Origin of the sequence: Fibrobacter sp. UBA3718, from assembly GCF_002371935.1 — a bacterium.
Taxonomy (GTDB): Bacteria; Fibrobacterota; Fibrobacteria; order Fibrobacterales; family Fibrobacteraceae; genus Fibrobacter.
Window position 1 is genome coordinate 83,606 of record NZ_DFHR01000004.1, and the last position, 25,555, is coordinate 109,160.

A 25,555-nucleotide genomic window follows, 5' to 3' on the forward strand; every position below is an offset into this window, starting at 1 on the left:
TGATAAAAGCAAAAAGCCCCGCCGGATTGGCGGGGCGACCTGCATTACGACTTTGGCTTATAGTAAGTATGGACTTCTATGGAGTAGCCATACCTGAACACCGTCGCACTTTCTCCTGCCGAGACATTCGCCCCGACAAGGACCACGATTACGTATTTCGCCTTGGCGGTTTCCTTTTCATAATAATCGCGACGGACCTTCGAATCGCTTGTCGCCACCTCATGCATAAAGTAAATGCCGTCCCTCCCGTTATACGTCGCCTGGCCGATAGAATCCGACTTCACGTAGACAAACCCGTTTTCCTCGAGCACGCCCTTGAACTGATCCAGGCTATCCCTGGCATCATCCTCCAGAGAAACGGACACATACTGCGAATAATTCTTGCCGCTCGTATGCACGCTTTCCGTACCCGTTATATGGCGGACATACCAGAATGTCATGAGCGAGTCGTCATCCCATGCCCTGCGATCCTTATCCGAAACATAATCCTGGATAAAGCCTACTTCTTCCGGCAAGTCTTCCTCGTATCGCGGGGCATCAAAATCATAGCCGTTCCTTTTCCCGCCCTGTCCCTTGACGCAGCGGACAGAAACGGCATGGCTGATATGCGTCATATACACATTGGATCCGGAACCCTTGACGAAATGGATAGTCGAGGGAGTAATCGAAATGTAGCTCAGCCAATCCGTCGTTTCTATCGAGGCCGTCCAGAATTCCGACGACGTTCCAAGCCCCGAAAATTCCTTGCCATTAAACACGCCCGCAGGAACTACATTGAAGCCGAAGCGATCCGAGGAATACGTCTTTTCGAGATAATCATCCCGGTAATACGCCTGCAAGGCATCCCCGGCACTTTCGCCTTCACCATGGGCATCGGCATACGCAAACAGCGTGTCCCATTCCGCGTGTTCCGGCACATGCCAGCCATCGGGGCATATTCCCTCACGGGGGTGGAAATCGCTACGGAGCCTGCACCCGGAGAAGTTGTCACCACATCCCCTGTTCGAGGTATCCAGGGCAATTTCCCAGTTATAGAGGCGGCCATACTTCTCGCAATTCTTCTCGTCATCTTCGTAGCAGAGGCTGCCTTCGGCGGCATAGTTCAGGTTCTCCGCCATCCACTCCTGCGACCCGAGCTTCACTGTCTTGTAGACACGGCCATCGCGGGCATCCGTCAGTTCTCCGAAAACAGGTTCTCCCGAATCGACGGACGAGCTGCCGGGCTCGTTTCCGGAACTGGAAGAGGCCGGTTCTTCACCCGGAATATGCCAGCGTCCGCCTTCGCAGACGAAGTACTCGTTGTACATCTTGCTCAGCTTGTTCACGTTGCGCTTGGTATCGCCCTCGCGCTTCGATGTGCACTGGCCGAGCCCGTAGTTGTCCCACCAGAAGTTCGTCACGTATTTCTCGAAGGCGGGCACGGAATCCGCATACTTCCAGTCTTCCACGTTCTTGCGCACCTTCGAAAGCGAGCCCTTCAAATCAACATCGCAGGCCCAGTCCGCGATTGCGGTCTTCGCATCAGCATCGTCCCAGCTGCCGCCTTCCGCAAGCGATATGCTGAATTCGCCCATGCGTTCGGTAAGCCCGGCCACGTCGACATCGCTCTGCAAGAGCACGCTTATCGCAAGCAGAGCCGCATTTCCGTCGCCCGTCTCGAAGATGTTCAAATCTTCGGATTCCGCGAAGTCGCCCTCGATCCCGAACGTCGCGAGCACTTCCTTTTCGGCCTGTTCCTTCGCTTCGGCAATAGATTTTTTCTTCTCGGTGACAAGGTACATCACGCGCTCGTATTCCAGGTGCGTGAGCAGGTTGATGTTCACCGTCTTGCGCTTGGTGAGGTCGGTCAGCGCGCGAAGCGTCACCGTGCCCGTAGACTTCTTGCCCGTAATCTCGTCGCGGTAGTAGCCCGAGGCCTCGAGGATGGCGTACTGCGACTGCAGATTGATATCCTTGATGGCGAAGTCGCCCTTGTCGCTCTTGATGGTGCCCTTGAAACTCTTGCCCGTCTGCTTGAGCGTGATGCCGTCAAGCTCCTGCACCGTCACGGAGGAACCCGTCACGAACGGGCCCTTCTGCGACACGCCCGCCACTTCCCAGTCCTTGACCGCGGTGATGCCCTCGGATTCCTCGCTCGTACCGGTGGTTTGCCGGCCGTCGGAACAGGCGGTCACAAGAATCGACCCGAGCATAAGCGTCGGCAGAATCCATTTCTTCATATTCAAATCCTTTTTGGTAAACATACTTTATTCTCCTTTACCCGGCGTCCCCTGGACGCGTTTTAAATTCTCCGTGAGCGGGAAAAACTGGAAATTGAGCCTGCACACCTTATCCGGATGCTGCTCGTCGGCGACTAGCGACACGATGCGCTTGCGGCACCGCGCAAGTTCTTCTATAACCTTCGCGTAGGTTTCTGCGGTCACGCCCATCGTAATCCCGCTGAAGTGGCGTTCCGAAATCGGCAACTTGTCGAGGGCATCGAGCGCGAATTCGCCCATCTGCCGCAGCAGCGAATGCACCGCAACGGCGACCACGTTCAGGCGGCCTGTCGTAAGCGAGCGGTTCGTCTGGTGGTAATTGCCCTTGATGTCGCGCGTAAGGAGCCCCGCCTTCATGAGGAAACTCAGGCTTGCACTCACGTCGGCCGCCGAAATTGCGGGTCTGCAGGCCTTCGCAATCTCGTGTGGTTTCGCTCCCGGCATGGCAACCGCCAGCTCGCGCACCACGGAATGCTTCCAGGTTTCGTAGAAGGTGTACAGGTCGCTGCCCAGGATTTTCACATGGTGGGCTTCGCTCAGCGCCTGCATCTCCTCAAAACATTTCTTCTTTTCGCGCTCCGTCTTCGCGCCTTCGTAGCGCACCATCAAAATAAAGTAGTCGTACTCGAAGCCGAGCAACCCCATAGCAAGCGCAGTTTTCTTCGCTCTTTCTTCCCGAAGACGCGTCTTGCCGTCGCAAACCAGCTTCAAGTACGACCCCGAGGCAAACCCCGCGAGCCTCGCAAATTCGCGCCAGGTAAATGCGGAACTACGCTTGCGTTCGCGGTAGTAGTCCAACACGTACTCGCGGTAGTCTTTATATTCAACAACTGATTTCATCATGACTATAAGATAGATTTATGCGGGCACGCATGCAACATTTTTGTTAAAACAAAAATGGCGATTTTAAGCAAATTTCGCCACTTCTGATTATAGCAGAAAGATTTTTGTTAAAGTAAAAAACAAAAACGTGAAACTATAAAACAAAAAAGGAGCCCCCGGCGCATTGCCGAGGGCATTCCTTTGTAAAGATCCTCGCCTTCGCGGGGATGACGTCTTAGCTCAGGCGGCTAATCATGTAACCGGCGCAGACAGCAGTACCGATAACGCCGGCCACGTTCGGGCCCATGGCGTGCATCAGCAAGAAGTTCTGCGGGTCATACTTGGCACCTTCCACCTGAGAAACACGTGCAGCCATCGGCACGGCGGACACGCCAGCAGAACCGATAAGCGGGTTCACGGGGTTCTTCGGAGAGCACCAGTTCATGATCTTCGCGAGGAAGAGGCCGGCCGCGGTCGAGAAACCGAAGGCGACAACGCCCATGGCGATAATCATGAGGGTCTGCGGCTTCAGGAAGATGTCGGCAGACATCGTGAGACCCACGGAAGTACCGAGGAAGATGGTCACGATGTTCATGAGTTCGTTGGAGGAGGTCTTCACGAGACGTTCCACGACGCCGGCTTCCTTGAAGATGTTGCCGAGCATGAGCATGATGATAAGTGCGGAAGCGTCGGGCACCACGAGGATACAGACGATCATCACCATCACGGCGAACACGATGCGTTCGGCCTTGCTCACCTGACGGAGAGCCTTCATGCGGATCTTGCGTTCCTTGTCGTTGGTCATCAAGCGCATGATAGGCGGCTGGATGAGCGGGACAAGAGCCATGTAGGTGTAGGCCGCCACGGCGATAGGTCCGATGAGGTGCTTTGCAAGTTTGTTCGCAGTGAAGATGGAGGTCGGACCGTCGGCGCCGCCGATGATACCGATGGAGGCCGCTTCACCGAGAGTAAAGCCACCGAGAGCCACGGCACAGAACATGGTCGCGAACACACCAAACTGGGCGCCACCGCCGAGAAGCAGCGTACGCGGGTTGGCGATAAGCGGTCCGAAGTCCGTCATGGCACCCACGCCCAAGAAGATGATGGGCGGGAAGAGTTCCAGGTGGATACCCTGGCTGATGTAGTAGTAGAGGCCGGCAGTCGGCGTGAACATACCTTCGATGCTCCAGCCGCCATCGTAGAACCCGGCGCTCGGGATATTCACCGCCAGCGCGCCGAGCGAAATCGGCAAGAGCAGCAGCGGCTCATACTTTTTGACAATCGCCAAGTACATCAGCACGAAACTCACGATCCACATAATCACCATGGGGCCGGTGACATATGCGAATCCGGTATCGCACGCGAACTCGACGACCGAATTTAAGAGTGAACTCATTTATCTGTACCTCTTAGGCGATGGTCATGAGGGTCTGGCCGTCGACGACGGTATCGGTTTCCTTGACGGAGATGGAGTTGACGGTGCCGGCGCACGGAGCGACGACCGGGTTTTCCATCTTGAGGGCTTCGATGATGGCCACTTCCTGGTTGGCTTCGACCTTGTCACCGACCTTGACCTTCAGCTTGAACACGGAACCGGCGAGCGGGCACTTCACTTCGGTACCACCGGCTGCGGCGGGGGCTGCTGCAGGAGCGGCAGCGGGGGCAGCGGGGGCAGCGGCGACCGGGGCTGCCGGAGCGGCGGCGACGGCGGAATCAAGAACTTCTACTTCGACGTCGTAGGTCTTGCCTTCGAAACTGATACGGACTGTTTTCTTCATTTTGATTTTTCCTGGCTTATAAGCCTGTTAAGTTTTAAAAGTTGACCTTACTTGACAATCGTCCAAGCAGGGGAGTTAATGTTCTTGTAGGCGGTCACGCGGCAGGGCTGACCGATGGCCTGGGTCGCAGCGGCGGTCACCAGGGCAAGGAACGTATCGTTGCTCATGCCGGGGTGTTCTTCCAGGGCGGCCACGGCGGCAATGCCGAGGAAGGCCTGGAGCTGCTTGTTGGTGAAGCCCGGGTGGACGCTCTTCGCGTTCGGGTCCCAGTCGCAGTGGGCCGGGGCGATCGTCTTCGGAGCGGCGGCGGCAGCAGGAGCAGCCTTGACCGCGGGTGCCGGAGCCTTGATCTTGTTGAGGCCGAGCTTCGCCATGATGAAGTTCATAAGGTAGCAGAGCACCGTGAGGCCGATAATCACCACCATCACCACTATGAGGCCGGTAGCCTGGAATTCAACCAGGGAACCGATGCCGAAGGTGTCGGAATCGCCCTTGCAGCCCTGTTCGGTGGAGTATTCGCCCTTGCAGTAGGTGGACCCGAGCTTCGCCTTCGCGATGGGGAGGACCTTGTGGCCGGCGGCGTTCTCGATGGAATCGCGCACGTCGCGGGCAATCACTGCCTGGTCGTAAGTCTTGTAGAGAACCGCATGGTTACCGCCGTGGGTTTCCACGATCTTGTAAACCATGTCATCGCTCATGCCCGGCATGGAAAGCTGCGCCTGGACCTGGGCTGCGTCGGAGGGGAGCATGAGCCCGAGCTGTTCGTCGAACTTGCCCTTCACCTTGGCAGCCGGTTCGCTTGCAACGATAGCCGGTTGCTGCACAGCTTCTTCGGCGACAGGGGCCGCGGCGGGGGCCGGGGCTACTGCGGAATCGGCTGCATTCTGTACTGTTTCATTCATATAGGAATGTGTCCATTTAATTAAGTGAACTGTTTGATAAAAATCAACGCGGGAAAAGATAGTTTTTTTAGAGAAACAAGAGTGGGCAGATTCTGAAAAACTACGGTTTCAGCAGCAGCTTGTTGTTTTTCTGGAGGCCCTCGTTATCGAAACGGACGGTCGGGTCCTTTCCGCCCCTGAAGGCATCCTCGCTCTCGTAGAGCGAAAGCGCCACGGAAACGCCCGGCAGGGTCGCAACGTTTTCCTCCCCCGCTGCAACTTTATATGTAAAAGCAAACTCCTGCGAACTTTCGTCCTTGAACGTACCCTTGGGAATGCGGAAATACGCGCAGGGCGTAGCCCATGTTGTGCGCAGTGAGCGCATCCAGCAGTTCTTCCAGCCCGCTCCAGTCGTAGACACCCTTTGCCGGGTTCAGCTTGTTCCACTGCTGGTAGCCGGAACCGTAGGTAACGAGACCCATAACCACGGGAAGCAGCATAGCGGGCAATGCAAATCATTTCATTTCAGCCTCTTGATGTCTAGCAGGTTTAGCCGGGGCAACCCATATATAAACATAAATATAACTTCGGCAAACACAGTTTGCCTCTATATTTTTTCAGGACTTGCCACCAGACCCCTTGCCACGATGCAAAATTTTTCTATAATTGAGCCCGTCGAAAGACCTTCGGATGATTAGCTCAGTTGGTAGAGCAGCTGACTCTTAATCAGCGGGTCGCAGGTTCGACCCCTGCATCATCCACGAAAACCTCTCCCCAGCGGAGAGGTTTTTCTTTTAGGCTTATTACCGAGCGGCACCCTTGTAGCGGATGGCGAGCATGGTGAGGTCATCGCTCTGTTCGGCACCGCACACAAAGTCCGCGACCGATTGCGACATGTTGTCGAGCAGTTGCTGCGGAGATTCCCCTCTAATTACACGGGCGACTCGCTCCCTGCCAAACAATGCATTTTCCGAATTCATCGCCTCGGTCAGCCCGTCGGTAAAGAGCATCACCATGTCGCCCGGAACAAGTTGAGTTTCCTGCTCCACATAGCGGGTTTCTTCCATCGCGCCGATAGGCAGGCTGGATTTCGCATTGAGTGTCCGGACAGATTTTCCCGCCACAACCAGCGGGTGTTCATGCCCCGCGTTGCAGTAGCGCAACATTCCTGTCGCAAGGTCGATAACGCCTACAAAGAGCGTGACGAACATGCCCGTCTCGTTCCCGCGACTTGCCTGCTTGTTCATGCTGTGCACGATACGCGACGGATCGTTCAGATGCGATGCGGCGGAACGGAATACCGCCTGCGTCATGGACATGAAGATAGCAGCCGGAATACCCTTGCCGCACACGTCACCGATACTGAAGAACAATTTGCCGTCGCGTATAACGTAGTCATAAAGGTCGCCGCCCACCTGCTTTGCAGGCACGAGGCTCCCCGCAATTTCGAGACAATCGTCGACATAGGTCTTCCCGGGCAACATCGCCAGTTGGATGCGGCTCGCAATGTCCAGCTCCCTGTTCATGAATTCCTTTTCGGCGTTTGCGTCGTTCAGGCGGCGCGCACTCCGGATGCTCCTGTAAACGATGATCCCGAGAAGCAACAGTCCAAACAGCTGGAAGGCGACAACAGGCAACAGGGCGCGCTGCTGGTTTTCATAGAGTTGCACGGAGAGCGACGAAAGCTCGTGCATGGGGATATCCGCGCCGATGACGGCAACCGCATTCCCCTTGTCATCGCGCACGGCACGCGAGTACGTGGACATGAGGATAACGTAATAGCGGCTCATGTAGGGCTCGCTCCAGAATCCGTCACTGACGATGCCGTCGCGGTACCAGGAACGTTCCGTGTAGTCGAAACCTATGACGGTATCCGCGATGTTCCCGGTCGATTCGTCTACGAAGGTGAAGTACCCGTTGCGCACGCCGTCTTCGCCCACGCGGTGGGCAAAGTCGACACCCACGATTTCGGGATGTTCGCTCACGACTCTACGCAGGGCACGATGCAGGGAATCCTCCTGCCCCAGGGAAAGCAGGCGCTCCACCTCGGGCAATACGCCGGCAATGGCATCTTCCGCAATGCGCTTCACCTCGACGATATGGTTGGTGGCCTTCAGGTCGCGCTGCGCCATTTCTTCCACCTGCGAGGAGATGGCGTTCCTCATGGAAACATACTGCACGACAGCAGCAAGTTCCAGCACGACTGCAGCCGCGACAATCACTCCGATTCCCTGTAGCCTAGTTATCCGCGAAAAATTCATATGGCGCCGTTTTTTTTAATATATCTTTTTTACTGTCGCAGTTACATTATTCCCGTTTCGAGGCCCTTGACAGGGACATAGCGCACGGAACCGTCGGCAGAAATAATCATCGCGACACCCGCCATGTAGTTGACCCAGTGGTATTTTTCGTAGTAGCGCACGTTCGCATGCCCGTCGCTCGTGTACGCAAGGAGCGGGACCACCAGGTAGTCGTGCGTGCACATCACGTTCACGCGCTTCATGCTCCCGATGTTCGCAAGAATCTCGTCCTTGAGCAATTGTTCGCTGCGTGTTTCCAGGTCGTAGAATGCATCGGGATAGGCGCCCGTGAACCCGTACTTGGAATACACCACCCAGCCACCGCCATCGGATTTCACGTAGGCGTCCGCCTTGTCGGCATCCTTCACGTACCAGTCGCCATTCATGTAACTGAGCTGTTCGATGCTGTAGTTTGCCTGTCCCTTGCCCTGCGCAATGCCTTCGCAAGTCTCGTAGGTGCGCGTATAGCCCGAATACCCGAAGTAGAAATCCTCCGCCCCGGCTTTCGCGAGGCGCGCGCCCAGGTCGCGGGCATACTTTTTCCCGTTGTCAGTCAGGTGGCCACCCGGTCCCGTGTCGTTCGTGCGTTCGCTGTGCCGGATGATGAACACCACCTTCTCATCCGACTTGAGGTTCGCGTAAACCTGCACGAGGTCGGTAAAGCCGTCGGCCTCCTGCGGGGTCGCGACGCGCCACTTGCCCCCGTCGAATATGTAGTAGTTGTCGTGGTTCACGCGGCCTTCACGCACCTCGCGGTCGTATTTGCCAGCACCGAATTCCGCGGTATCCTTCTCGATGGCATTCGCCACGCGCCACTGGAATCCGTTCGCATCGCAAATGAAGCGCACCTTCGAATGGTCCGCATGCTCGTAGTTGTTCGCAAAATAAACGCTCTGGCCCTGGTTCACGAACGTGACCTTCCCCGCATTCGAGGCGCCACACGGCTCAAAACCGTAGGCTATCGGAAAAAACTCGCGCATGTATCTTTCGAAATAAGGGACGTTCCCGCCATAGAACGGGGCCGCGTTGTTGCGGACATCGTTATACTTCCAGCTGGAATCAAGCCCCACGACCCAGTCCGCAATCCTGATTTTCCAGTTCGGGTCGTTCCATACGCCGTCCCCCTTCAGGTCCTCCCCCAGATTGCGGATAAAGTTCTGCGTCTCTTCTTTGCTAGCACGGTTCTGCACCATCGCCGAGATGGCAAGCATCACCGCGCCGGAATCGCTTGCAAGCTGCACGGAATCAATCCCGAAGGCGGCCGCCGCTTCGCGCTTCGCCTGCACATGCACCAGTTCCTCGGGAACATGGTTCATCAGGAGCTGTTCCACGCGCGGTTCAGACAACATGTCCAGAATGTCGACAGAGGTCGAGTCCTCCGCAGCCCGTTCCGCGAGAATTTCATAGACAAAGAGCGGGGCGTCAATTTTTTCGACAGTTTCATGGGAACCATTCTCACCGCCGGGCATAAAGCCGTTGCCGTCGCTACAGCCTACGGCAAACACAACAGCCATTACGGCCGCCAAACATCCAACATACCACCTTTTCATATCCTTCCGCACCTATTCTTTCTTCATTGTCCCCGCATCGAGCCCCTTCACCGCATAAATCCGGCGCTTCCCGTCGGGTTTTAGAACTATAGCAAAACCCGCAAGATAATTCAGCCACTTTTTCGATGTGTAATAATTCATGTCTATGCTGTTGTCCGAAACTAAGGCGACAACCGGAATAATAAGCAAGTCATGCGAAATAAATATCCCCACTCTTTTTCCGGATCGCTCGAATGCGGGAACAATGTTATCGTCCAGGTACTCGGCAACACGCGGGGAAAGTTCGTAGAACGCGTCGGCATAGCGACCATCGTAAAGCCACCTGGATGTCACCTTCCAGCTTCCGCCATGGTCATCCTTGTACTGATTGTAGAGGACCGTATCTTTCACGAACCACGAGCCGCCCAAAAATTCGAGCGTGTCGGCAAGCGTATCGGAAAGTCCCATGCCCTTCGCGATGTTGTTGCAGGTCTGGTGCGTCCGCGTGGCGGGAGATGCCGCAAAATAAATATCAAAGTCGCCCTTGAGCTTTTCGCCAAACGACAGCGCCTGCTGCACCCCTTCGTCATTCAGGGGCCCTGTCGAAGAATAATCGCTGCCCCGTTCGGCATGGCGCAATACGGCAACAATCTTCTCGCCCTCGGCGAGGCTGTCCAGCACATTCCTGAGCGGGACAAAGGCGGTGACATGCGGTTCGACAACCTGAACGCTATCGACCACGCGAACACTATCCACAATGTTCACGCTGTCCTTGACATTGAGACTATCCACCACGTGCACGCTATCCCTGACCCGTACGCTATCGATCACGCGCACGCTGTCGCGCAAGACAACGGAATCGCGGATGACAACCGAATCACGGATGACAACGGAGTCGCGCACCACGACAGAATCGCGAACAGTTTCTTTTACCTTGTCCGAAGAGACCTCCGACGCGCCGGTCGCATCGTCCTCGCACGAAACCAGGAACGGCGCAACGCATGCGACGGCGAGAGCTGCAAGCAGGTTCCTGAATTTCACGCACCACCCCCTTCGATGTTTACATCGTCATTGTCCCGGAAGAAAGCCCCTTGACCGGAACATAGCGCATCTTGCCGTCGGTGCCCATGATGATGGCGACACCCGCAAGGTAGTTAATCCAGCTCTTGGTATCGAAATAGCGCAAGTTCACCTTCTTGTCCGTGCAGTAGGCGGTAATCGGGGCGACAAACATGTCATGCGAAATCCAGACTCCCACGCGGTTCACGCTTGCAAACCTCGGCTTCACGACTCCCGTGAGGAATTCCTCGCTACGCTTGTCGAAGTCGTAGAACGCATCGGCATAGGCGCCCTTGTAGGCGTATGCGGAAGCCACGACCCAGCCGCCGCCATCGGAATTCTTGTAGCTGTCATACTTGGATTCATCCTTCACGTACCATTCGCCATCCAGATCCTTGATGGTATCGGAGACAAACGGCGACACTCCCGCGCCAGACGCCACATTCTCGCAAGTCTCGTAGCTGCGCGTGTAGGTAGAATTCGCGAACACGATGGCATCGCCCTTGAGCTTCTCGCCCACGGTCTTCGCCTGTTTCTTGCCGTTATCCGTCAGGTGACCCTTCTTGCCCGTATCGTCAGTACGTTCCGCATGGCGCAAGATGAAGATGACCTTTTCTCCCGGAGCAAGCGAGGCGTACACATCCCCGATATCCTCGAATTCCATGATGTCGTCGGACGTAGCCGCACGCCACTTGCCCTTACTTTGCTCGTACACGTAGAATTTATCCGCATTGATCTTTCCGGCCTTGATCTGTCCGTCGTAATCGCCCTTGCCAAAGCCCACCGTATCTTTCTCGATATCGGTCGCCGCACGCCACCGGTGCGTCTCGGCATCGCAAATAAACCGGATGCGCGGGCCCTCGGGCTGTTCGTAATACGAAATGAAGAACTTGCTCAGGCTGTTGTTCACGTGCTTCACGGATCCCGCAGTCATGGAATTGCAGGCGCCGAACTGGTAGATGCCGGTCCAGAAATTGCGCAGGTGCTTCTCGAAATCGGGAACATCGCCACGCTTCCAGCTAGCGATATTATTCCGGATAGTCGCATACGAGCCGCTCGTATCGAGCACCATGAGCCAGTCGGCGAGGTCCGCCTTCGCATTGTTGTCGTCCCAGTTGCCGTTGCCCTTGATGCGTTCGGCAATGCCCGAAGTGTACTGGAGCATGTCGTTGCCGGAGCCATTCCTTTGCATCATGATGGAAACTGCAAGGAGCGCCGCGCTGTATTCATCGCCATCGAACAGACTGATGTCTTCGGCAAAACGTCCGTCGGTCGAAGTTGCCGTCTGCTGCTGGCCTCCAAAGTTCCAACCCGGGAACCCGTTGTTGCCACCGCCCGAAGAACCGCCAAGGTTTATCTCGAACGAAGAGAGGATTTCCTTCAGGGTCTGGGCCTTCACCGCACGGATCGGCTGGTTGTTGCCGCTATTCTCTACAAGCTTCAATACGCGCGGGGCTTCCATGTGGGTAAGCATGTTCACGTTCACCGTATCGCGGTCCGTCACGTCGACCACCGCCTTGAGCGTCACCATCTGCGACGAAAGCCCGCCGGTCAGTTCGTTATGGAAGTAGCCGTTCGCCTCCACGCGCAGGTACGGCGACACCAGGTCGACGCTGTCGAAACTGAAGTTGCCGCCAGCCTCGGTAATGCAGGTCTTGTGAATCTTCTTGGAATCGGCAAGCCTCTGCGTGCTGTCGAGTTCGATAATCTTGACCGACGCCCCGTAGCGGAACGGGCCCTTCTCCGCAAAGCCAACGATATGCGCTCCCGGCAAACGCACCGGCATCGTATCGAGCGCAGAGGTTCCACTACCGCCGCCATTGAAGAATCCCCACGGGTTCGACTGGCCCTGGCCAGAAGATTCCTCTTCTTCCTCTTCCGCACCCGGAGCCTCCAAGGTCAACACGCCATTGTGGCAACCAATCTTGAAAAGCGACTCGACCGTCTCGGAGGGGAACCATTCCTTCTCAAGGCAGAAATAAAGGACATGTTCGCTCTCGACATAGAAGGACTCCCCTTCCTTATCGGGCGTGCAGGCGGGCAGGTCGTTTTTGCTCAGGACCGCAGTCGTATCTTCAATCAGGGAATCGCCCACCGCGGAGATGGGTTCAGCCTTCACGGAACTCGAGCTGGAACTGCCATGGTGGCCGCCATGCGAATGGCCACCGCTAGAAAGCGCAGTGGACCCGCTGGAAGGATCGTCCACAGAAGAACCTTCGGATGCCGGGTTGTCGGATCCACAAGATGCCAAAAAAAAGGCGATCAGTACAATAGGCCATATCGTCTTCATAATAATGAACAATAGTAATTTACAACCGGATTTCAACTACATGAAGGCAGAATCCAGGCCCTTGACGGGCACATAGCGCCTATTTCCGAGCTCGTCGACAATAATGGCTACTCCCGCGAGATAATTGAGCCACTTTCCGCCGTCGTACTTGCGGAGGTTCACCTTGAAATTCGTGCAGTAGGCGACCAGGGGAACCATCACCTTGTCATGCGAGCTGAGCATCACGAACCGCTGCGACGGGTCGTTGTACTTCGCGAGGAGCACATCCACAATCAGTTCCACGGAGCGTTCGTCCAGCTTGTAGAACGCGGCATTCTCGCCCGTCGTATAGGCTCCCGTGTAGGCATACTTGGAGGTCAGCTCCCAGCCGCCGCCACATTCGGATTTCGCCTTCTCACTCGCCTCGTGGTTTTTCTCGTACCAGTTGTCGTTTAGTTCGGGGAAAGTATCACGTACGTCGGACTGCTGGCCCCGTCCCTTCGCTATGTATTCCACAGTCTGGTGGGCGCGCAGGAACTCGGAAGCCCCCAACAGGAAATCTTGCCTATGCTTCGTGAGCCGCTTGCCCAAATCGCGCGCCTGCTCCTTGCCGTCAGAAGTAAGCGTCCCGGAGATGCTCGTGTCGTCGCCACGCTTGCCGTGCCGAATCACGAAGATAACGCGCTCGTTGTCCTTGAGCCCGTCATAGACATCCTGGATGTCGACAAAGGTACTCGTCGCCGACATCTGGACAAAGTAAGAATCCTTTTCGAGTTCTGTCGAATGGCGCCATGCCTTTGTCGAAGCATCGTAGGTATAGAAGATGTTGCCGCTAAACGCTCCCGGGCGCACTTCGCCATCCGAGCCCGAACCGAGGGCAGACACGTCCTTCAAGGAATCGGAAGCAAGCCCTACGCCGCCCGCAATCTCGCAGACAAACCGGTCCGGAACTTTCGAGAAGTCCGATTTGTCCGCGACAAAGTAGCGGCTAGCGACATTCCCCACGTGGAGCATCGTTCCCGCATTTTCGCTACTGCACTCGGGAAGCCCGAGTTCCTTCTGGTAGAACAGGCGCAGGTACTTTTCGAAATCGGGAACAGACGGCGTCTGGCCCGAAATCCACTTGCGGACACCGGCAAAGGCATCTTCCGCATCCGCACGCAAAGCCCAGTCGGCAGCTGCCGCACGTGCAGCCGAATCATTCCAGAGTCCGTCATCCGCGATGTCGCGAGCGATATCCGCAAACGAAAACCCATCGCCCACCGCCACGCGCGAAGAAGCAAGCAGATGGATGGCGAGGAAACGTGCTGCCACTTCCTCTTCCGGCAAGTCGGTAAAATCGTCCATGCGGAACGTGCGCAAGACCTCTGTTGACGCCTGCTCCATCGCCGTGGCCAGCGTCTGCCCCGCAGCGACAAGGGTTTCGGCACGCGAAAGTTCAGCCGTCGAAATAAAGTCCACGTTCACCGTATCGCTCGAAGACAAGTCACCCAACGCCGAAAGCGAAAGCCCTGCGACCTGCGCTCCCTGGAAATCGAGAGCGACGCCATCGACCGTCACCCTGACATAGGGTCTTTGGTAAGAGACCGGGAAAGTAGCCTCGACAACGGAAGCGCTTCCCGAATCAACCCCGTTCACGGAGAAGTCGGTCAGCGTCTGCAGATATTCAATCTTCATCGAGGAGTTCGGAGACAAGGCGAACAGGGCGGACAAGCGCCCGTCAACAGCAAGACGGCTGAGATGATAGATAGAATCCGGATTCCTGACCCAATCCGTATCATGGGAAATGGAATCGGCCAGCTCAAGGGTATCGCCCGGCTTTAGGGAATCACCCGGCTGCGTGCCGATTACAGCACCCGAGGAAAATCCCCAATAATAGTACGACGAAGAAGAAAATGCTGTAGAAAAATCCCCTCCCTCCGGCGCGGCAGAAGAGGAGTCCGGAGTTTCGGCTCCAGTAGGCGACGCCTCGTCGCCACACGCGACAACCCCAAAAGAGAGCGCACATACGAGCGCCCACAAAAACGCAAAACTCTTTTCCTTTCGTGTACCCATCAAGACGCCCCATGAACGTATAAACGCGGAGTCACACACCCATCCTAAAGATATAATAATTTTCTTACATGCGGAAGATTTTTCCCGCAAATCGGGCATTCCAAATGCGAATGATGCGGAAACGGAGCGTTTCCTAGAGCATTTTCCCGGTTTCGAGGAAGCGGTTGTGCATCTCGAAGGCGCGGTCGAGCGCAAGCGGCAGGTGCCTGCCCTTTGCATGCTTCAGGCCGTACTCCAGGAAATCGGTCAGCGGTTCGCGGAAATCGGGGTGGGCGCAGTTCTTGATAATGAGTCGCGCGCGGTCTTCCGAGGCGAGCCCGCGGAGGTCGGCAAGGCCCTGCTCCGTCACGAAAATCTGCGTGTCGTGTTCCGTGTGGTCCACGTGACTCACGTAGGGCACGATGCTACTGATGGCGCCGCCCTTCGCGACAGAGGGCGTGAGGAAGAATCCGAGGGCGCAGTTGCGGGCAAAGTCCGCCGAGCCGCCGATGCCGTTCATCATGGCCGAGCCGCACACGAGACTGCTGTTCACGTTACCAAAAATGTCAGCTTCGAGGGCAGTGTTCATCGAGATGACGCCCACGCGACGGATGATGTCGGGACTGTTGCTTACCTCCTGCTGGCGAAGCACAAAGTGCTTTTTCCAGTCGGCAGCGTTCTGCACGAACTCCTGCTGCGCGGCCTGCGAAAGCGTGAGCGCCGTACCGGAGGCGACACCGAGCTTGCCCTTCTTCAACAGAGGGAGCACCGCCTCCTGGATGACCTCGGTAAACAGGTCGATGCGCCCGAGACGCTCGTCGTTCGCCATCGCGCAGAGGACCGCATTCGCAACCTTCCCGACTCCGCTCTGGTAGGCCATTCCCTTCGGGAGCCTGCCGTGCGATTCCTCGAACCGGATAAAATCGAGAATGCGTTCGCCGATATTGCGCGAAACGTCGTCGGGTTCGACAAACGGGGTCACTTCGTCGTACGCGTCGTTCTCGACAATTGCGATCACTTTATTCGTATCAATCTTGACAAATTCGCTACCCACGCGGTCACCTGCGGAATAGACCGGCAGGGGCTTCGCATGCGGGGGCAGTTCCGGGAGGGCGTCGTCGTGCATGCCGATGCAGCTCTCGCCCAGGCGGGTATTGAGCTCCAGGATGATTTTCGGCGCCATGTCGAGGTAGCAGACCGAATTGCCTCCCGAGGTAGAAAGGCACACGCGTCCATCGGGGAGAATTGCGCTCACTTCTATCACGGCGACAGTGGGCGCAGGGACTGCGCCCGTGCGCACAAGGTAGCCCATCTTGCCGAGGTGCGCGTCGATATAGCGGATGCTCCCGTCGTTGATGCCCTTGCGTAAACTGGGGTTGCTCTGGTAGGGCATGCGAAGCTTGAGCGCACCTGCGCGGGCGAGCGCCCCGTCGCAGCTGTCGCCGGTCGATGCACCCGCATAGAGCGTCACCTGGAAAGGCGTGCCGGCAGCGTGCAGTTTTTCGGCGCGGGCGGCAAGCGCGAGGGGAACCGCCTTCGGGTAACCCGCGAGCGTAAAGCCCGAAACGCCAAGAATATCGCCATCCTGAATCATCGCCGCGGCATCTTCCGCGGAACACTTCTTGCCTTCAATCCAATTCATGCTATAAACCACCAGTCATTTCTTAAAAACCCACTTCTTGTACAGCATAAAGCTAGCTAACACGTAGACCACGTTCGCGACAATGTTCGCGAAATACGTAGGCTTCATGAACTGCGAAATCCACACGGTAAACGACCTGCACCACTGCGCGTTCTCGAGCAGGTACGAAGTTCCTTCGAGCGCCCCGAGATTGAGCGCGAAACTCAGCAAAAAGACAACGAGGAACCGCACGACTTCCGTTCGCTTGCGGTTGTTGCTTCTGAAATTCCAAATGCGGTTCATGAGGTAGCTGTTGATGCCGCCCGCGACAAACCCCAAAAAATTCGAGATTTCCTTGCCCCAGTCCAGCCACTGGTGCAGCACCCACACCACGGCAAGCGTGATGAGCGTGTTTACGATGCCAATGGCATTGTACTTGATGAAATGGAGCACAATTAAAATTTAACATTTTAAGACACGCACCTAATTTTCAATTAGGTGCATGCGCACACCTTCGGTGCGCATTAACGAAAAAAAGGCGTCCGCGGTTGCGGGCACCTTTTTTGAACTTATGCCAGCTGTCGATTACTCGAACGGAACAAGTTCCACGCGGCGGTTCTTGGCGCGATTCTTCTTGCTGTTGTTGTCAGCAATCGGCTTCTCGGAACCGTAACCCACAGCGCGGACGCGTTCGGCAGCGATACCCTTCTTGATGAAGTAGTTCGCAACCATGTCGGCGCGATCCTGAGAAATCTTCTTGTTGGTCTGTTCAGAACCGGTGTTGTCCGTGTGGCCCTGGACTTCGAGCTTCGCGGATTCGACCTTCTTCAAGAGCTTGACGATATCGTCGAGGATCTTGTAGCTCGCCTTGGTCAGCTTGGAGGAACCGGTCTTGAACTGGATACCCTTCTTGAGGAGTTCGAGGTCTTCCTTCTTGTTGACCGGGCAGCCCTTAGCGTCGATCTTCACGCCTTCGAGGGTGTTCGGGCACTTGTCCTGGAAGTCGGCCACACCGTCCTTGTCGGAATCGAGCGGGCAACCCACGGAGTCGACCTGGGCGCCAGACGGAGTGTTTTCGCACTGGTCAATGCCATCGGCCACGCCATCCTTGTCGGTGTCGCTGCTGCAGCCCGTGGAGTCAACAGGCACGCCGGGCTTGGTGTTCGGGCACTTGTCGAGAGCATCCGGGATGCCGTCCTTGTCGTAGTCAAGCGGGCAGCCGGTGTTGTCGACCGTGTAGTTTTCCGGAGTTTCGGCACACTTGTCGAGGTAGTCAGGCACGCCATCCTTGTCAGCGTCGGCCGGGCAGCCAACGGTATCGACAGGCACGCCCTGCTTGGTGTTCGGGCACTTGTCCATAGCGTCGGGGATACCGTCGTTATCGAAGTCGCCTTCGCAGCCTTCGGAGTTCACCTGGGCACCCTGCTTGGTGTTCGGGCACTTGTCGAGGGCATCGGGCACGCCATCCTTGTCAGCGTCAGCCGGGCAGCCCACGGAGTCAACCGGGAGGCCAGCCGGAGTGTTGAGACACTTGTCGAGAGCATCCGGGATGCCGTCCTTGTCGTTGTCGACCGGGCAGCCGGTAGAATCGACAGTGAAGCCAGCCGGAGTATCGGCACACTTGTCCATGTCGTCGGTCACGCCGTCCTTGTCGCTATCCTTCGGGCAACCCGTGGAATCGACAGGCACGCCCTGCTTGGTGTTCGGGCAGCGGTCGAAGGAATCTTCCACGCCGTCGCCGTCGAAGTCGCCTTCGCAGCCGTTGATGCCGACGTTAGCGCCTTCCTTGGTTTCGGGGCACTTGTCAAGACCGTCGTAAACGCCATCCTTGTCCGTATCGATCGGGCAGCCGACAGAGTCGATCGTCGCGCCTTCCGGAGTGCCGGGGCACTTGTCGAAGCCATCGAGAACGCCGTCCTTGTCGCCATCGAGCGGGCAACCAGTAGAATCAACAACAGCACCAGAAGGTGTATGCGGGCACTTGTCGTTCTTGTCGTTGATGCCGTCGCTGTCTTCATCCTTGTCCTTGCCGCCAAAGCGCCAGGTAAGGGCAGCAGTACCGGCAAAGCGCGGGGTCGGAACGTAGCCGTAGGTGACCTTGTTGCCGCGTTCATCGATGTAGCGGACCGTGAACTTCTCAACATCTTCCATCTCTTCCTTCCAATCGTAGCCGATGTTGGTAAGGGCGCGGACGGACATATCGAGACCCATGGCGAAGTCGATGTTCCAGGGCAGGTGGAAGCGGAGACCCGGAGTAACGATCATCGGGTCGGCCATCATGTCACGCGGGTAACCCGTCTTCTGCACGCGGTATTCGCCAGAGTATTCGACGAAGGCGTCCAACCAGGAGAGCGGAAGCCAGTTGATACCCGTACCGTAGACAAGCGTATTGGCCTGTCCGTCACCGGTAGCAAGCACGAAGCCCGCATGGGTGTTCCAACGGATGGGGATATTCTTCTTGGTGAGGTCCAAGGTGAATTCGAGAGTCGCGGCCATCGCAAACGCGTCGGCAGAGAACGGATGGGTGTAGCCTTCATCGTTCAGGTACCAGGCGTGACGCGGACGCGTACCCACGGAGTTTTCGCCAGTCGGGATGTAGAAGTCGAACATGGCGGCAAGGCCGAAGATGCTCTCGTCACTGAACGGGACGCCAGCCTTGAACCAGAGGTCAAGGTCGCCACGGCTCGTGGTCCACATGTCATAGTAACCGGACGGGCCTTCGTCGTCGTTGGCGTGGTCGTAGTAGAGCGGGAGGCTCACACCGACATCCAAGAAGTCGAGAAGACCGATTGCCGCATTGAAGTTACCGGCGAGAGTCCAGTCCCAGCGGTTTAAGGTATAGGTCTTGCCCTTGGAGGTGTACTGACCACCGCGAGTAAGGGACCAGTTATCCAGAGTAATGTCACCACCCGTGCCAATGACAAAATTCCACTGGCCGAGGGTTCTGGCATTATGCTGGTGGATACCGTCAGACCCACCCATCAACCCGCTTTGGGCGAAGGCGAGACTACCGGCTAGTAGTGAAAGAGCGATTGCTTTTTTCATCTATTCTCCTTATTGTGTGTTAATACTTCTTGTAGCCATAGTAGCCGTAGTAGCCACCATAACCGTAACCCGAATGACGTTCGCACTTGTTGAACACGAAGGCCTTGGGCAAAGGTGTTTCGGTACTGCGGTCGAAGGTAGAGAGCGCTTCCTGGATGTTATCCATGCTATGCGCAGACTGCTTCAGCACGCACAAAAGGTAATCCGCATACTTTTCGACCAGGAGCGCATCGCTGCACTGGAATATAGGCGGGGTATCAAGAATAATCAGGTCGTACTTCTTACGGAACGTGTCGAGGAACGTACCGAAGCGGTTCTTGTTCAAGAGGTCGCCCGGGTTCACCACGCGCTTGCCCGAACCGATGACGTGGTAGTTCTCGCTAACCACCTCGATGTACTCGTCATCGAACTTTTCGGCACGGAGCATTTCGCAGAGGCCCTTGTGGCCCTTCTTGAACATGCGGCCACGGCGCAGGTCCATATCCACAAGCAAAACCTTCTTGCCCGACATGGCAAAGGAGCATGCGAGGTTCGTCGAGACAAACGACTTGCCCACGCCCTCTATGAGGCCCGATACCATAAGGACCTTCTTGCCGTCGGCAAAGAGCGAGAACTCGAGCGCCGTCCTGAGTGCGCGGACCGCCTCGGCAAACGGTTCGTCGGGCTTTTCGTGCACGACCGGATCGAGCACGTTGTTCTCGGTGCCCTTGCCGAGCATCGGGAGCTTTCCGTACACGCCGATTCCCGTAGCCTGCTCGACCTCGGTACTGCTCGCGACACCGTTATGCGACATGCGGCGCACGAGCACGATGGCACAGCCAAGGAGGAGGAACGCCAAGGCGACACCGCCAAAAATCAGCTTGCGGTTCGGCTTCGCGGGCTTTATGGGCACGTAGGCCTGGTCCACGATACGCACGTTTCCGACTTCACCCGCCTGCACCACGCGGAGCTGCTGGATATTGTTCAGGAGGTTCGTGTAAAGCTTGTTGTTGACTTCCACCTCTTCCTGCAGGGAGAGGAATTCCTGCTGGGTCTTGGGGAGCTTGTCCGCCGCCTTCTTCTGCTTCGCAAGTTCGCCGTAGAGCCTAGCCTGCTGCTGCTCGATGGTACGGACCGTCGGGTGTTCCGCCTGGAACAGGCGCAGGGCTTCCTGCTTCTTCTGTTCAAGTTCGAGCAGGCGCTGCTGGAGGCTCACGTCCTTTTCGAGGTGCACGCGCGTTTCACCCGAAAGGTCGATAGTCCCGTTCGCATTGCGGAACGAGGTAAGCTTCTGTTCGGAAGAATCGAGCTTCGCCTTAACGCTCGGGAGCTGTTCTTCGAGGAAGTCGAGCGTCTTCTTCGCCTCGGCGCTACGCATTTCGATATTCTGCTTGAGGTAGGTATTCGCGATGGAATTCAGGATATCCGCCACGCGGTCCGGGTAGGCGTGCTGCATCGAGACGCGGATAATCCCGGAATTCTTGCCCTCTTCCGAGACGCTCAGGCCACCCAGGAGACCGGCGACCGCCATCTGAGGATGGGTCGCCCCCAGGAGGAAGGTCTGGCCCGGACGGGCATTCAGGGAACGCACGCAAATGGCAAGCGTATCGCCCGCATAGGGCTGACGATAGGTTTCCCCGACCTCGCCCTTCAGTAACACGGCATCGTCCTCGCCCAGGAGTTCGAACTTGGTGGAATCGGGCAGCACACGGGCCTTGATCTTGATTTTCGCCTCGGATACGGCACGCGGGATGCTCAGGAACTCGAGGTCCATGCGGCCTTCCCTGTGCAAAAGGCGGTCGACCTTGTCCAGCGGTACGGCCGAATAGCAGAGGCGCTGCTCCTCGACAACCGTAGAGAGCACCATGCGGCTCTTGATGAGTTGCATTTCTGCTTCGGAGGGGGTGGAAACATCCAGGAGGGCACCCATTTCGCCAAGCGCCTTGGACGACTTGTTGCCCTTAACATCCACCTGCAGAAGGATATCGCTCTTGTACGCGGGACGCATCCACATGGAAGCAACACCACCTGCAAAAAGCCCCAAAACAAGGAAAATCGTCAAGAACTTCCACTTGCTCTTCAAGAACACCAGAATTTCGAGAATGTCGATCTCGTCATCTTCCGGTTTCGCAGTAGCGCCTTGCGGTACCTTATTATCCATCAAAAAATCTCCAAGTCCTTATCAAACGTCAAGATACGTCCAACGAGGGAAAAATACATTATTATTACAAAAACTAGCAAAAAAAGAAATAGTGACGAAAATCACCCCGGCTTTTGGGCCAGTTTTTCGCCACACATCAACCACAAATATATTATCTTCTACCCCCCGTGCAACGGAAATATGCGCCAAGACATCTAAAATGACGAAAATGAGTGAAAAAAGCCCCATACTTTCGATACAGGACATCCGTCGCGACTTCAAGATGGGCGACGAGACCGTACATGCGCTGCGCGGTGTAAACTTTAATATACATCCAGGCGAGTTCGTGACCATCATGGGGACCAGCGGATCGGGCAAGTCGACGATGCTCAACATACTCGGGTGCATGGACCGCCCCACCTCCGGGCACTACATACTGGACGGCGAGCATACCGAAAAGCTCAAGCGCGACGCGCTCGCACGCATAAGGAGCAAGAAAATCGGGTTCGTATTCCAGAGCTACAACCTGCTGAACCGCACGACCGCCATCGAGAACGTGGAACTGCCGCTCCTGTACAATTCGGGAGTGAGCGCATCCGAAAGGAGGCGCCGCGCCATCGAGGCCCTGGAAAGGGTCGGGCTTGCCGAACGCATGAACCATGTGCCGAACCAGCTTTCGGGCGGCCAACAGCAGCGTGTCGCCATCGCGCGCGCACTCGTGAACGACCCGGTCATCATCCTCGCCGACGAGGCCACCGGGAACCTCGACACGCGCACGAGCTACGAAATCATGATGATTTTCCAGGAACTCAACCGCCAGGGGAAAACCATCGCCTTCGTAACGCACGAGCCCGACATCGCAACCTTCAGCGGGCGCACCATCACGCTCCGTGACGGACTCATCAAGAAGGACGTAATCAACGAGAACGTGCAGGACGCGAAAGCCGCCTTCGAGGCCCTGCCGCCACCGGAGACGATTGATAATTGATGATGGATGATTGATGATGGATGATGGATAATGGATAATTGACGATGGCCCCACTTACCTTAGCAAAAATCGCTCTCCGCGCACTGTTGCGCAACCGCATGCGCACCTTCCTCTCGGTGCTCGGCATCGTCATCGGTGTCGCGGCCGTCATCACCATGGTCGCGATGGGCGAAGGTTCGCGCATTTCCATCAAGGAACAGATGACAGCGATGGGTTCGAACGCCGTCATCATCATGCCGAACCGTGACAGGCGCGGCGGCGTGCAGATGGAATCTTCCGAAATGCTCGAGGAAGCCGACCTAATCGCCATCCGCGAGCAGGCGACCTACATCGACGGGGTGTCCCCGATGGTCACGGTCGGCGGGCAGGCGATTGTAGGCAACAACAACTCCCCCACCACCCTGAGCGGCGTATCGGCAGACTACCTCAAGATACGCAACTACGAAATCGAGGACGGGGTCATGTTCGACGACGAGGCCGACCGCATGGCAAAGGTATGCGTCATCGGGCAGTCCGTTGTAAAGAACCTCTTCCCCGACGAGGACCCCATCGGAAAGACAATCCGCTACAAGAGCATCCCGCTAAAGGTCATCGGCACCCTGAAATCAAAGGGCTCCGGCGATTTTGGACAAGATAATGACGACGTGATATTCACTCCGTACCAGACCGTGATGCGAAGGTTTTCGGCGACAACAAATATCCGGCAAATCTACGCGAACTCCATCGGCGAAGGCTACGCCGACAAGGCGACCGAAGAAATCATGGGCATATTGAAAGAGCGCCGCGGCTGGACCAGGCCCACGGACCCGTTCCGAATCTTCACGCAAGAGGAAATGATACAGACCATCACGAGCACCTCCGACCTGATTTCGCTCGTGCTCACCATCATCGCGGGAATCAGCTTGTTCGTAGGCGGCATCGGGATCATGAACATCATGTATGTTTCCGTGACCGAACGCACCAAGGAAATCGGGTTACGCATGGCAATCGGCGCGCGCGGCCGCGACATCATGTTCCAGTTCCTGTTCGAATCCGTCATCATCAGCCTCCTGGGGGGCATCATCGGGATTGCGCTCGGCATCGCTGCCTCCGAAGTCGTGAAGAACTTTTTCAACATGCCCATGAGCGTCTCCATCACGAGCGTCATCGTGAGCTTCGGCGTATGCTTTGTCACCGGGGTATTCTTCGGCTGGTACCCTGCAAGGAAGGCGAGCAGGCTCGACCCCATCGAAGCCTTGAGATTCGAATAGGCCCCTGTCCTTTTTCCATTTTTTCTTGTATATTTAGGGCATGGACCTGCTTGAATTCTTAAAACCGATGCCGGTCGTGGGCATTCTCCGCGACATTCCCAAGGGTGCCGAAGAGGCATGTGCAAAGACAGCCGCAAACTGCGGGCTCAAGGCCATCGAAGTGACAATGAACACGGAAGGCGCCACGGACATCATCGCAAAGCTGAAGGCATGCGCAAAGCCCTACGGCATCACCGTCGGAGCGGGCACTGTCCGGCACGGGAGCGACCTCGAGAAGGCGCTTGCCGCAGGAGCAGAATTCATCGTCACGCCCAACACCCGAAACGAAATCATCCGCCTCTCGTGCACGGCGGGCGTCCCCATCATTCCAGGTGCGCTCACGCCGACCGAAGTGCAAAAGGCATTCGACCTCGGTGCTTCCGCCGTCAAGATTTTTCCCGTAAACTGCGTCGGCGGGCCTGAATACATCAAGGCGCTGCGCGGCCCCTTCCGCGACATCCCGCTCATGGCATGCGGCGGAGTAAACGCGGATAACGTCCAAAATTACTTCAAGGCGGGAAGCAACCTCGTATCGTTCGGGGCCAGCATCTTCAATGTCCAGCTGATGCAACAAGGCGACTGGGCCACGATAGCAGACAAGCTAAAAAAACTGCTTGATGCCGCCAGCAACCGCGACTAGTCACTTCCGCATTTTCTTCTTGCATTCATACATCGCGAAATCCGCGCTGTGGAGCATTTCGTCCATTTCGCGGTAGTCGTCGCTGGAATGTGCAACACCGTAGGCAAAGGATGCGCTCTTGTCCACAATCGTCACCGCCTTCACGGCCTCCTGCATACGTTCGGCGCAGATGAAGGCCCCGCGCTTGTCGGTATCGGGGCAAAGTACCATGAATTCATCTCCGCCCATGCGGAACAGCATGTCCGATTCGCGCAGGAGCTTCTTGCATGCGCTCACCACGGCACGGAGCAAGAGGTCGCCCGCCTGGTGGCCATAGTCGTCGTTAATCTGCTTCAAGCCGTTCAGGTCGAAATAGATCAGCGAGAAGTGAGTCCCATAGCGCTTGCTGCGTGCGAACCATTCGCGCAGGGAATACATCCCGTGGCGGCGGTTGTAGGCGCCCGTCAAGTCGTCGGTCAGGGAAATATCGCGCAGGTAGCGCAGGGAACGCGAAAGCCGGATATGCACGTTCACGCGCGCAAGCAGGATATCGGTAATCGACGTCTTGGAAACAAAGTCCGATGCACCCGCATGGAACCCCTTGGTAATGCTATCGCTGTCTTCCCGGCTCGTGAGGAAGATGATGGGGAGGTCGTCGAGCGCATAGCGCTGGCGAATGCGCAGGCACACCTCGTAGCCGTTGAGATTCGGCATGTTGATATCGAGCAGCACAAGGTCCACCCTCTCCTTGTCGAGGTAATCCAGGGCCTCCTCGCCGGAGTTGCACGTCGCCACGTTATAACCCACCTGCGTCAAAAGCTCCTGCATCTGCTGGAGCGTCTCCGCGCTGTCATCCACTATGAGAATCTTTTCTTCGAGCATAATCCTGGACTCCTTTTCCCCTAATCTATATTCTTGAGCCGACAAACGCCACTGCGACAACT

At 56.6% G+C, this 25,555-nt stretch carries 19 protein-coding genes and 1 tRNA gene; 4 read left to right on the top strand and 16 right to left on the bottom strand.

Annotated elements, in window-relative coordinates:
- Window positions 1–44 precede the first annotated feature (44 nt).
- The 6 genes from B4A77_RS01055 to B4A77_RS01080 form a co-directional block, all read right to left on the bottom strand.
- Entirely contained in the window at window positions 45–2,219 is a 2,175-nt protein-coding gene (locus tag B4A77_RS01055) for a fibrobacter succinogenes major paralogous domain-containing protein (RefSeq protein ID WP_290737485.1), read from the bottom strand.
- Between the two features lie 27 nt (window positions 2,220–2,246).
- Window positions 2,247–3,101 (bottom strand): TIGR02147 family protein, encoded by an 855-nt coding sequence (locus B4A77_RS01060; protein WP_290737488.1) that lies wholly within the window; start codon window positions 3,099–3,101, stop codon window positions 2,247–2,249.
- Window positions 3,102–3,315: 214 nt separating this feature from the next.
- The gene (locus B4A77_RS01065) at window positions 3,316–4,476 is read right to left on the bottom strand and encodes a sodium ion-translocating decarboxylase subunit beta (RefSeq protein ID WP_072809289.1); all 1,161 of its coding nucleotides are present in this window, start codon (window positions 4,474–4,476) and stop codon (window positions 3,316–3,318) included.
- A 13-nt stretch (window positions 4,477–4,489) separates the two neighbouring features.
- Entirely contained in the window at window positions 4,490–4,858 is a 369-nt protein-coding gene (locus tag B4A77_RS01070) for a biotin/lipoyl-containing protein (RefSeq protein WP_290737491.1), read from the bottom strand.
- A 47-nt stretch (window positions 4,859–4,905) separates the two neighbouring features.
- Window positions 4,906–5,760: a hypothetical protein gene (locus B4A77_RS01075; RefSeq protein ID WP_290737494.1), complete on the bottom strand. Its 855-nt coding sequence runs from the start codon at window positions 5,758–5,760 to the stop codon at window positions 4,906–4,908.
- Window positions 5,761–6,020: 260 nt separating this feature from the next.
- A complete protein-coding gene (locus B4A77_RS01080) occupies window positions 6,021–6,239 on the bottom strand; it encodes a beta-galactosidase (protein ID WP_290737497.1) in 219 nt (72 codons plus the stop codon).
- A 188-nt stretch (window positions 6,240–6,427) separates the two neighbouring features.
- On the opposite strand from B4A77_RS01080, the gene B4A77_RS01085 reads away from it, so the two are divergent.
- Window positions 6,428–6,500: transfer RNA gene (locus B4A77_RS01085), tRNA-Lys, on the top strand.
- 42 nt (window positions 6,501–6,542) lie between these two features.
- On the opposite strand, the gene B4A77_RS01090 is transcribed toward B4A77_RS01085, so the two are convergent.
- The 9 genes from B4A77_RS01090 to B4A77_RS01130 form a co-directional block, all read right to left on the bottom strand.
- Window positions 6,543–8,000, bottom strand: coding sequence for a PP2C family protein-serine/threonine phosphatase (locus B4A77_RS01090; RefSeq protein ID WP_290737500.1), 1,458 nt, complete (start codon window positions 7,998–8,000; stop codon window positions 6,543–6,545).
- A gap of 41 nt (window positions 8,001–8,041) precedes the next feature.
- Window positions 8,042–9,553, bottom strand: a complete 1,512-nt coding sequence (locus B4A77_RS01095) for a histidine phosphatase family protein (RefSeq protein ID WP_290737503.1) — start codon at window positions 9,551–9,553, stop codon at window positions 8,042–8,044.
- Between the two features lie 48 nt (window positions 9,554–9,601).
- Window positions 9,602–10,609 (bottom strand): histidine phosphatase family protein, encoded by a 1,008-nt coding sequence (locus tag B4A77_RS01100; RefSeq protein ID WP_290737505.1) that lies wholly within the window; start codon window positions 10,607–10,609, stop codon window positions 9,602–9,604.
- Between the two features lie 19 nt (window positions 10,610–10,628).
- Window positions 10,629–12,878: a histidine phosphatase family protein gene (locus B4A77_RS01105; RefSeq protein ID WP_290737508.1), complete on the bottom strand. Its 2,250-nt coding sequence runs from the start codon at window positions 12,876–12,878 to the stop codon at window positions 10,629–10,631.
- A 75-nt stretch (window positions 12,879–12,953) separates the two neighbouring features.
- Entirely contained in the window at window positions 12,954–14,951 is a 1,998-nt protein-coding gene (locus B4A77_RS01110) for a histidine phosphatase family protein (protein ID WP_290737511.1), read from the bottom strand.
- Window positions 14,952–15,084: 133 nt separating this feature from the next.
- Window positions 15,085–16,572, bottom strand: coding sequence for an acetyl-CoA hydrolase/transferase C-terminal domain-containing protein (locus tag B4A77_RS01115; RefSeq protein ID WP_290737514.1), 1,488 nt, complete (start codon window positions 16,570–16,572; stop codon window positions 15,085–15,087).
- A 15-nt stretch (window positions 16,573–16,587) separates the two neighbouring features.
- Window positions 16,588–17,004 carry a GtrA family protein gene (locus tag B4A77_RS01120; protein ID WP_290737517.1) on the bottom strand — a complete coding sequence of 139 codons (417 nt, stop codon included), beginning with the start codon at window positions 17,002–17,004 and terminating at the stop codon, window positions 16,588–16,590.
- 132 nt (window positions 17,005–17,136) lie between these two features.
- The gene (locus tag B4A77_RS01125) at window positions 17,137–19,596 is read right to left on the bottom strand and encodes an OmpA family protein (protein WP_290729332.1); all 2,460 of its coding nucleotides are present in this window, start codon (window positions 19,594–19,596) and stop codon (window positions 17,137–17,139) included.
- A gap of 19 nt (window positions 19,597–19,615) precedes the next feature.
- Window positions 19,616–21,736, bottom strand: coding sequence for a polysaccharide biosynthesis tyrosine autokinase (locus tag B4A77_RS01130; protein ID WP_290737519.1), 2,121 nt, complete (start codon window positions 21,734–21,736; stop codon window positions 19,616–19,618).
- 208 nt (window positions 21,737–21,944) lie between these two features.
- On the opposite strand from B4A77_RS01130, the gene B4A77_RS01135 reads away from it, so the two are divergent.
- From B4A77_RS01135 to B4A77_RS01145, 3 genes are read left to right on the top strand one after another with little or no spacing between them, the layout of a single operon-like run.
- Window positions 21,945–22,703, top strand: a complete 759-nt coding sequence (locus B4A77_RS01135) for an ABC transporter ATP-binding protein (protein ID WP_290729335.1) — start codon at window positions 21,945–21,947, stop codon at window positions 22,701–22,703.
- A 44-nt stretch (window positions 22,704–22,747) separates the two neighbouring features.
- Entirely contained in the window at window positions 22,748–23,953 is a 1,206-nt protein-coding gene (locus tag B4A77_RS01140; RefSeq protein ID WP_173381004.1) for an ABC transporter permease, read from the top strand.
- 40 nt (window positions 23,954–23,993) lie between these two features.
- Window positions 23,994–24,632 (top strand): bifunctional 4-hydroxy-2-oxoglutarate aldolase/2-dehydro-3-deoxy-phosphogluconate aldolase, encoded by a 639-nt coding sequence (locus B4A77_RS01145; RefSeq protein ID WP_290737521.1) that lies wholly within the window; start codon window positions 23,994–23,996, stop codon window positions 24,630–24,632.
- On the opposite strand, the gene B4A77_RS01150 is transcribed toward B4A77_RS01145, so the two are convergent.
- Window positions 24,633–25,493, bottom strand: a complete 861-nt coding sequence (locus B4A77_RS01150; RefSeq protein ID WP_290737524.1) for a GGDEF domain-containing response regulator — start codon at window positions 25,491–25,493, stop codon at window positions 24,633–24,635. It lies immediately after the preceding gene.
- Window positions 25,494–25,555: the final 62 nt, after the last annotated feature.

What these genes read in the sequence shown, in the direction of transcription:
- B4A77_RS01130 (WP_290737519.1), bottom strand. Translation starts at nt 21,736, where the DNA reads ATGGATAATAAGGTACCGCAAGGCGCTACTGCGAAACCGGAAGATGAC.
- B4A77_RS01075 (WP_290737494.1), bottom strand. Translation starts at nt 5,760, where the DNA reads ATGAATGAAACAGTACAGAATGCAGCCGATTCCGCAGTAGCCCCGGCC.
- B4A77_RS01140 (WP_173381004.1), top strand. Translation starts at nt 22,748, where the DNA reads ATGGCCCCACTTACCTTAGCAAAAATCGCTCTCCGCGCACTGTTGCGC.
- B4A77_RS01055 (WP_290737485.1), bottom strand. Translation starts at nt 2,219, where the DNA reads ATGAAGAAATGGATTCTGCCGACGCTTATGCTCGGGTCGATTCTTGTG.
- B4A77_RS01095 (WP_290737503.1), bottom strand. Translation starts at nt 9,553, where the DNA reads ATGGCTGTTGTGTTTGCCGTAGGCTGTAGCGACGGCAACGGCTTTATG.
- B4A77_RS01070 (WP_290737491.1), bottom strand. Translation starts at nt 4,858, where the DNA reads ATGAAGAAAACAGTCCGTATCAGTTTCGAAGGCAAGACCTACGACGTC.
- B4A77_RS01090 (WP_290737500.1), bottom strand. Translation starts at nt 8,000, where the DNA reads ATGAATTTTTCGCGGATAACTAGGCTACAGGGAATCGGAGTGATTGTC.
- B4A77_RS01080 (WP_290737497.1), bottom strand. Translation starts at nt 6,239, where the DNA reads ATGCTGCTTCCCGTGGTTATGGGTCTCGTTACCTACGGTTCCGGCTAC.
- B4A77_RS01125 (WP_290729332.1), bottom strand. Translation starts at nt 19,596, where the DNA reads ATGAAAAAAGCAATCGCTCTTTCACTACTAGCCGGTAGTCTCGCCTTC.
- B4A77_RS01060 (WP_290737488.1), bottom strand. Translation starts at nt 3,101, where the DNA reads ATGATGAAATCAGTTGTTGAATATAAAGACTACCGCGAGTACGTGTTG.
- B4A77_RS01150 (WP_290737524.1), bottom strand. Translation starts at nt 25,493, where the DNA reads ATGCTCGAAGAAAAGATTCTCATAGTGGATGACAGCGCGGAGACGCTC.
- B4A77_RS01065 (WP_072809289.1), bottom strand. Translation starts at nt 4,476, where the DNA reads ATGAGTTCACTCTTAAATTCGGTCGTCGAGTTCGCGTGCGATACCGGA.
- B4A77_RS01135 (WP_290729335.1), top strand. Translation starts at nt 21,945, where the DNA reads ATGAGTGAAAAAAGCCCCATACTTTCGATACAGGACATCCGTCGCGAC.
- B4A77_RS01115 (WP_290737514.1), bottom strand. Translation starts at nt 16,572, where the DNA reads ATGAATTGGATTGAAGGCAAGAAGTGTTCCGCGGAAGATGCCGCGGCG.
- B4A77_RS01145 (WP_290737521.1), top strand. Translation starts at nt 23,994, where the DNA reads ATGGACCTGCTTGAATTCTTAAAACCGATGCCGGTCGTGGGCATTCTC.
- B4A77_RS01110 (WP_290737511.1), bottom strand. Translation starts at nt 14,951, where the DNA reads ATGGGTACACGAAAGGAAAAGAGTTTTGCGTTTTTGTGGGCGCTCGTA.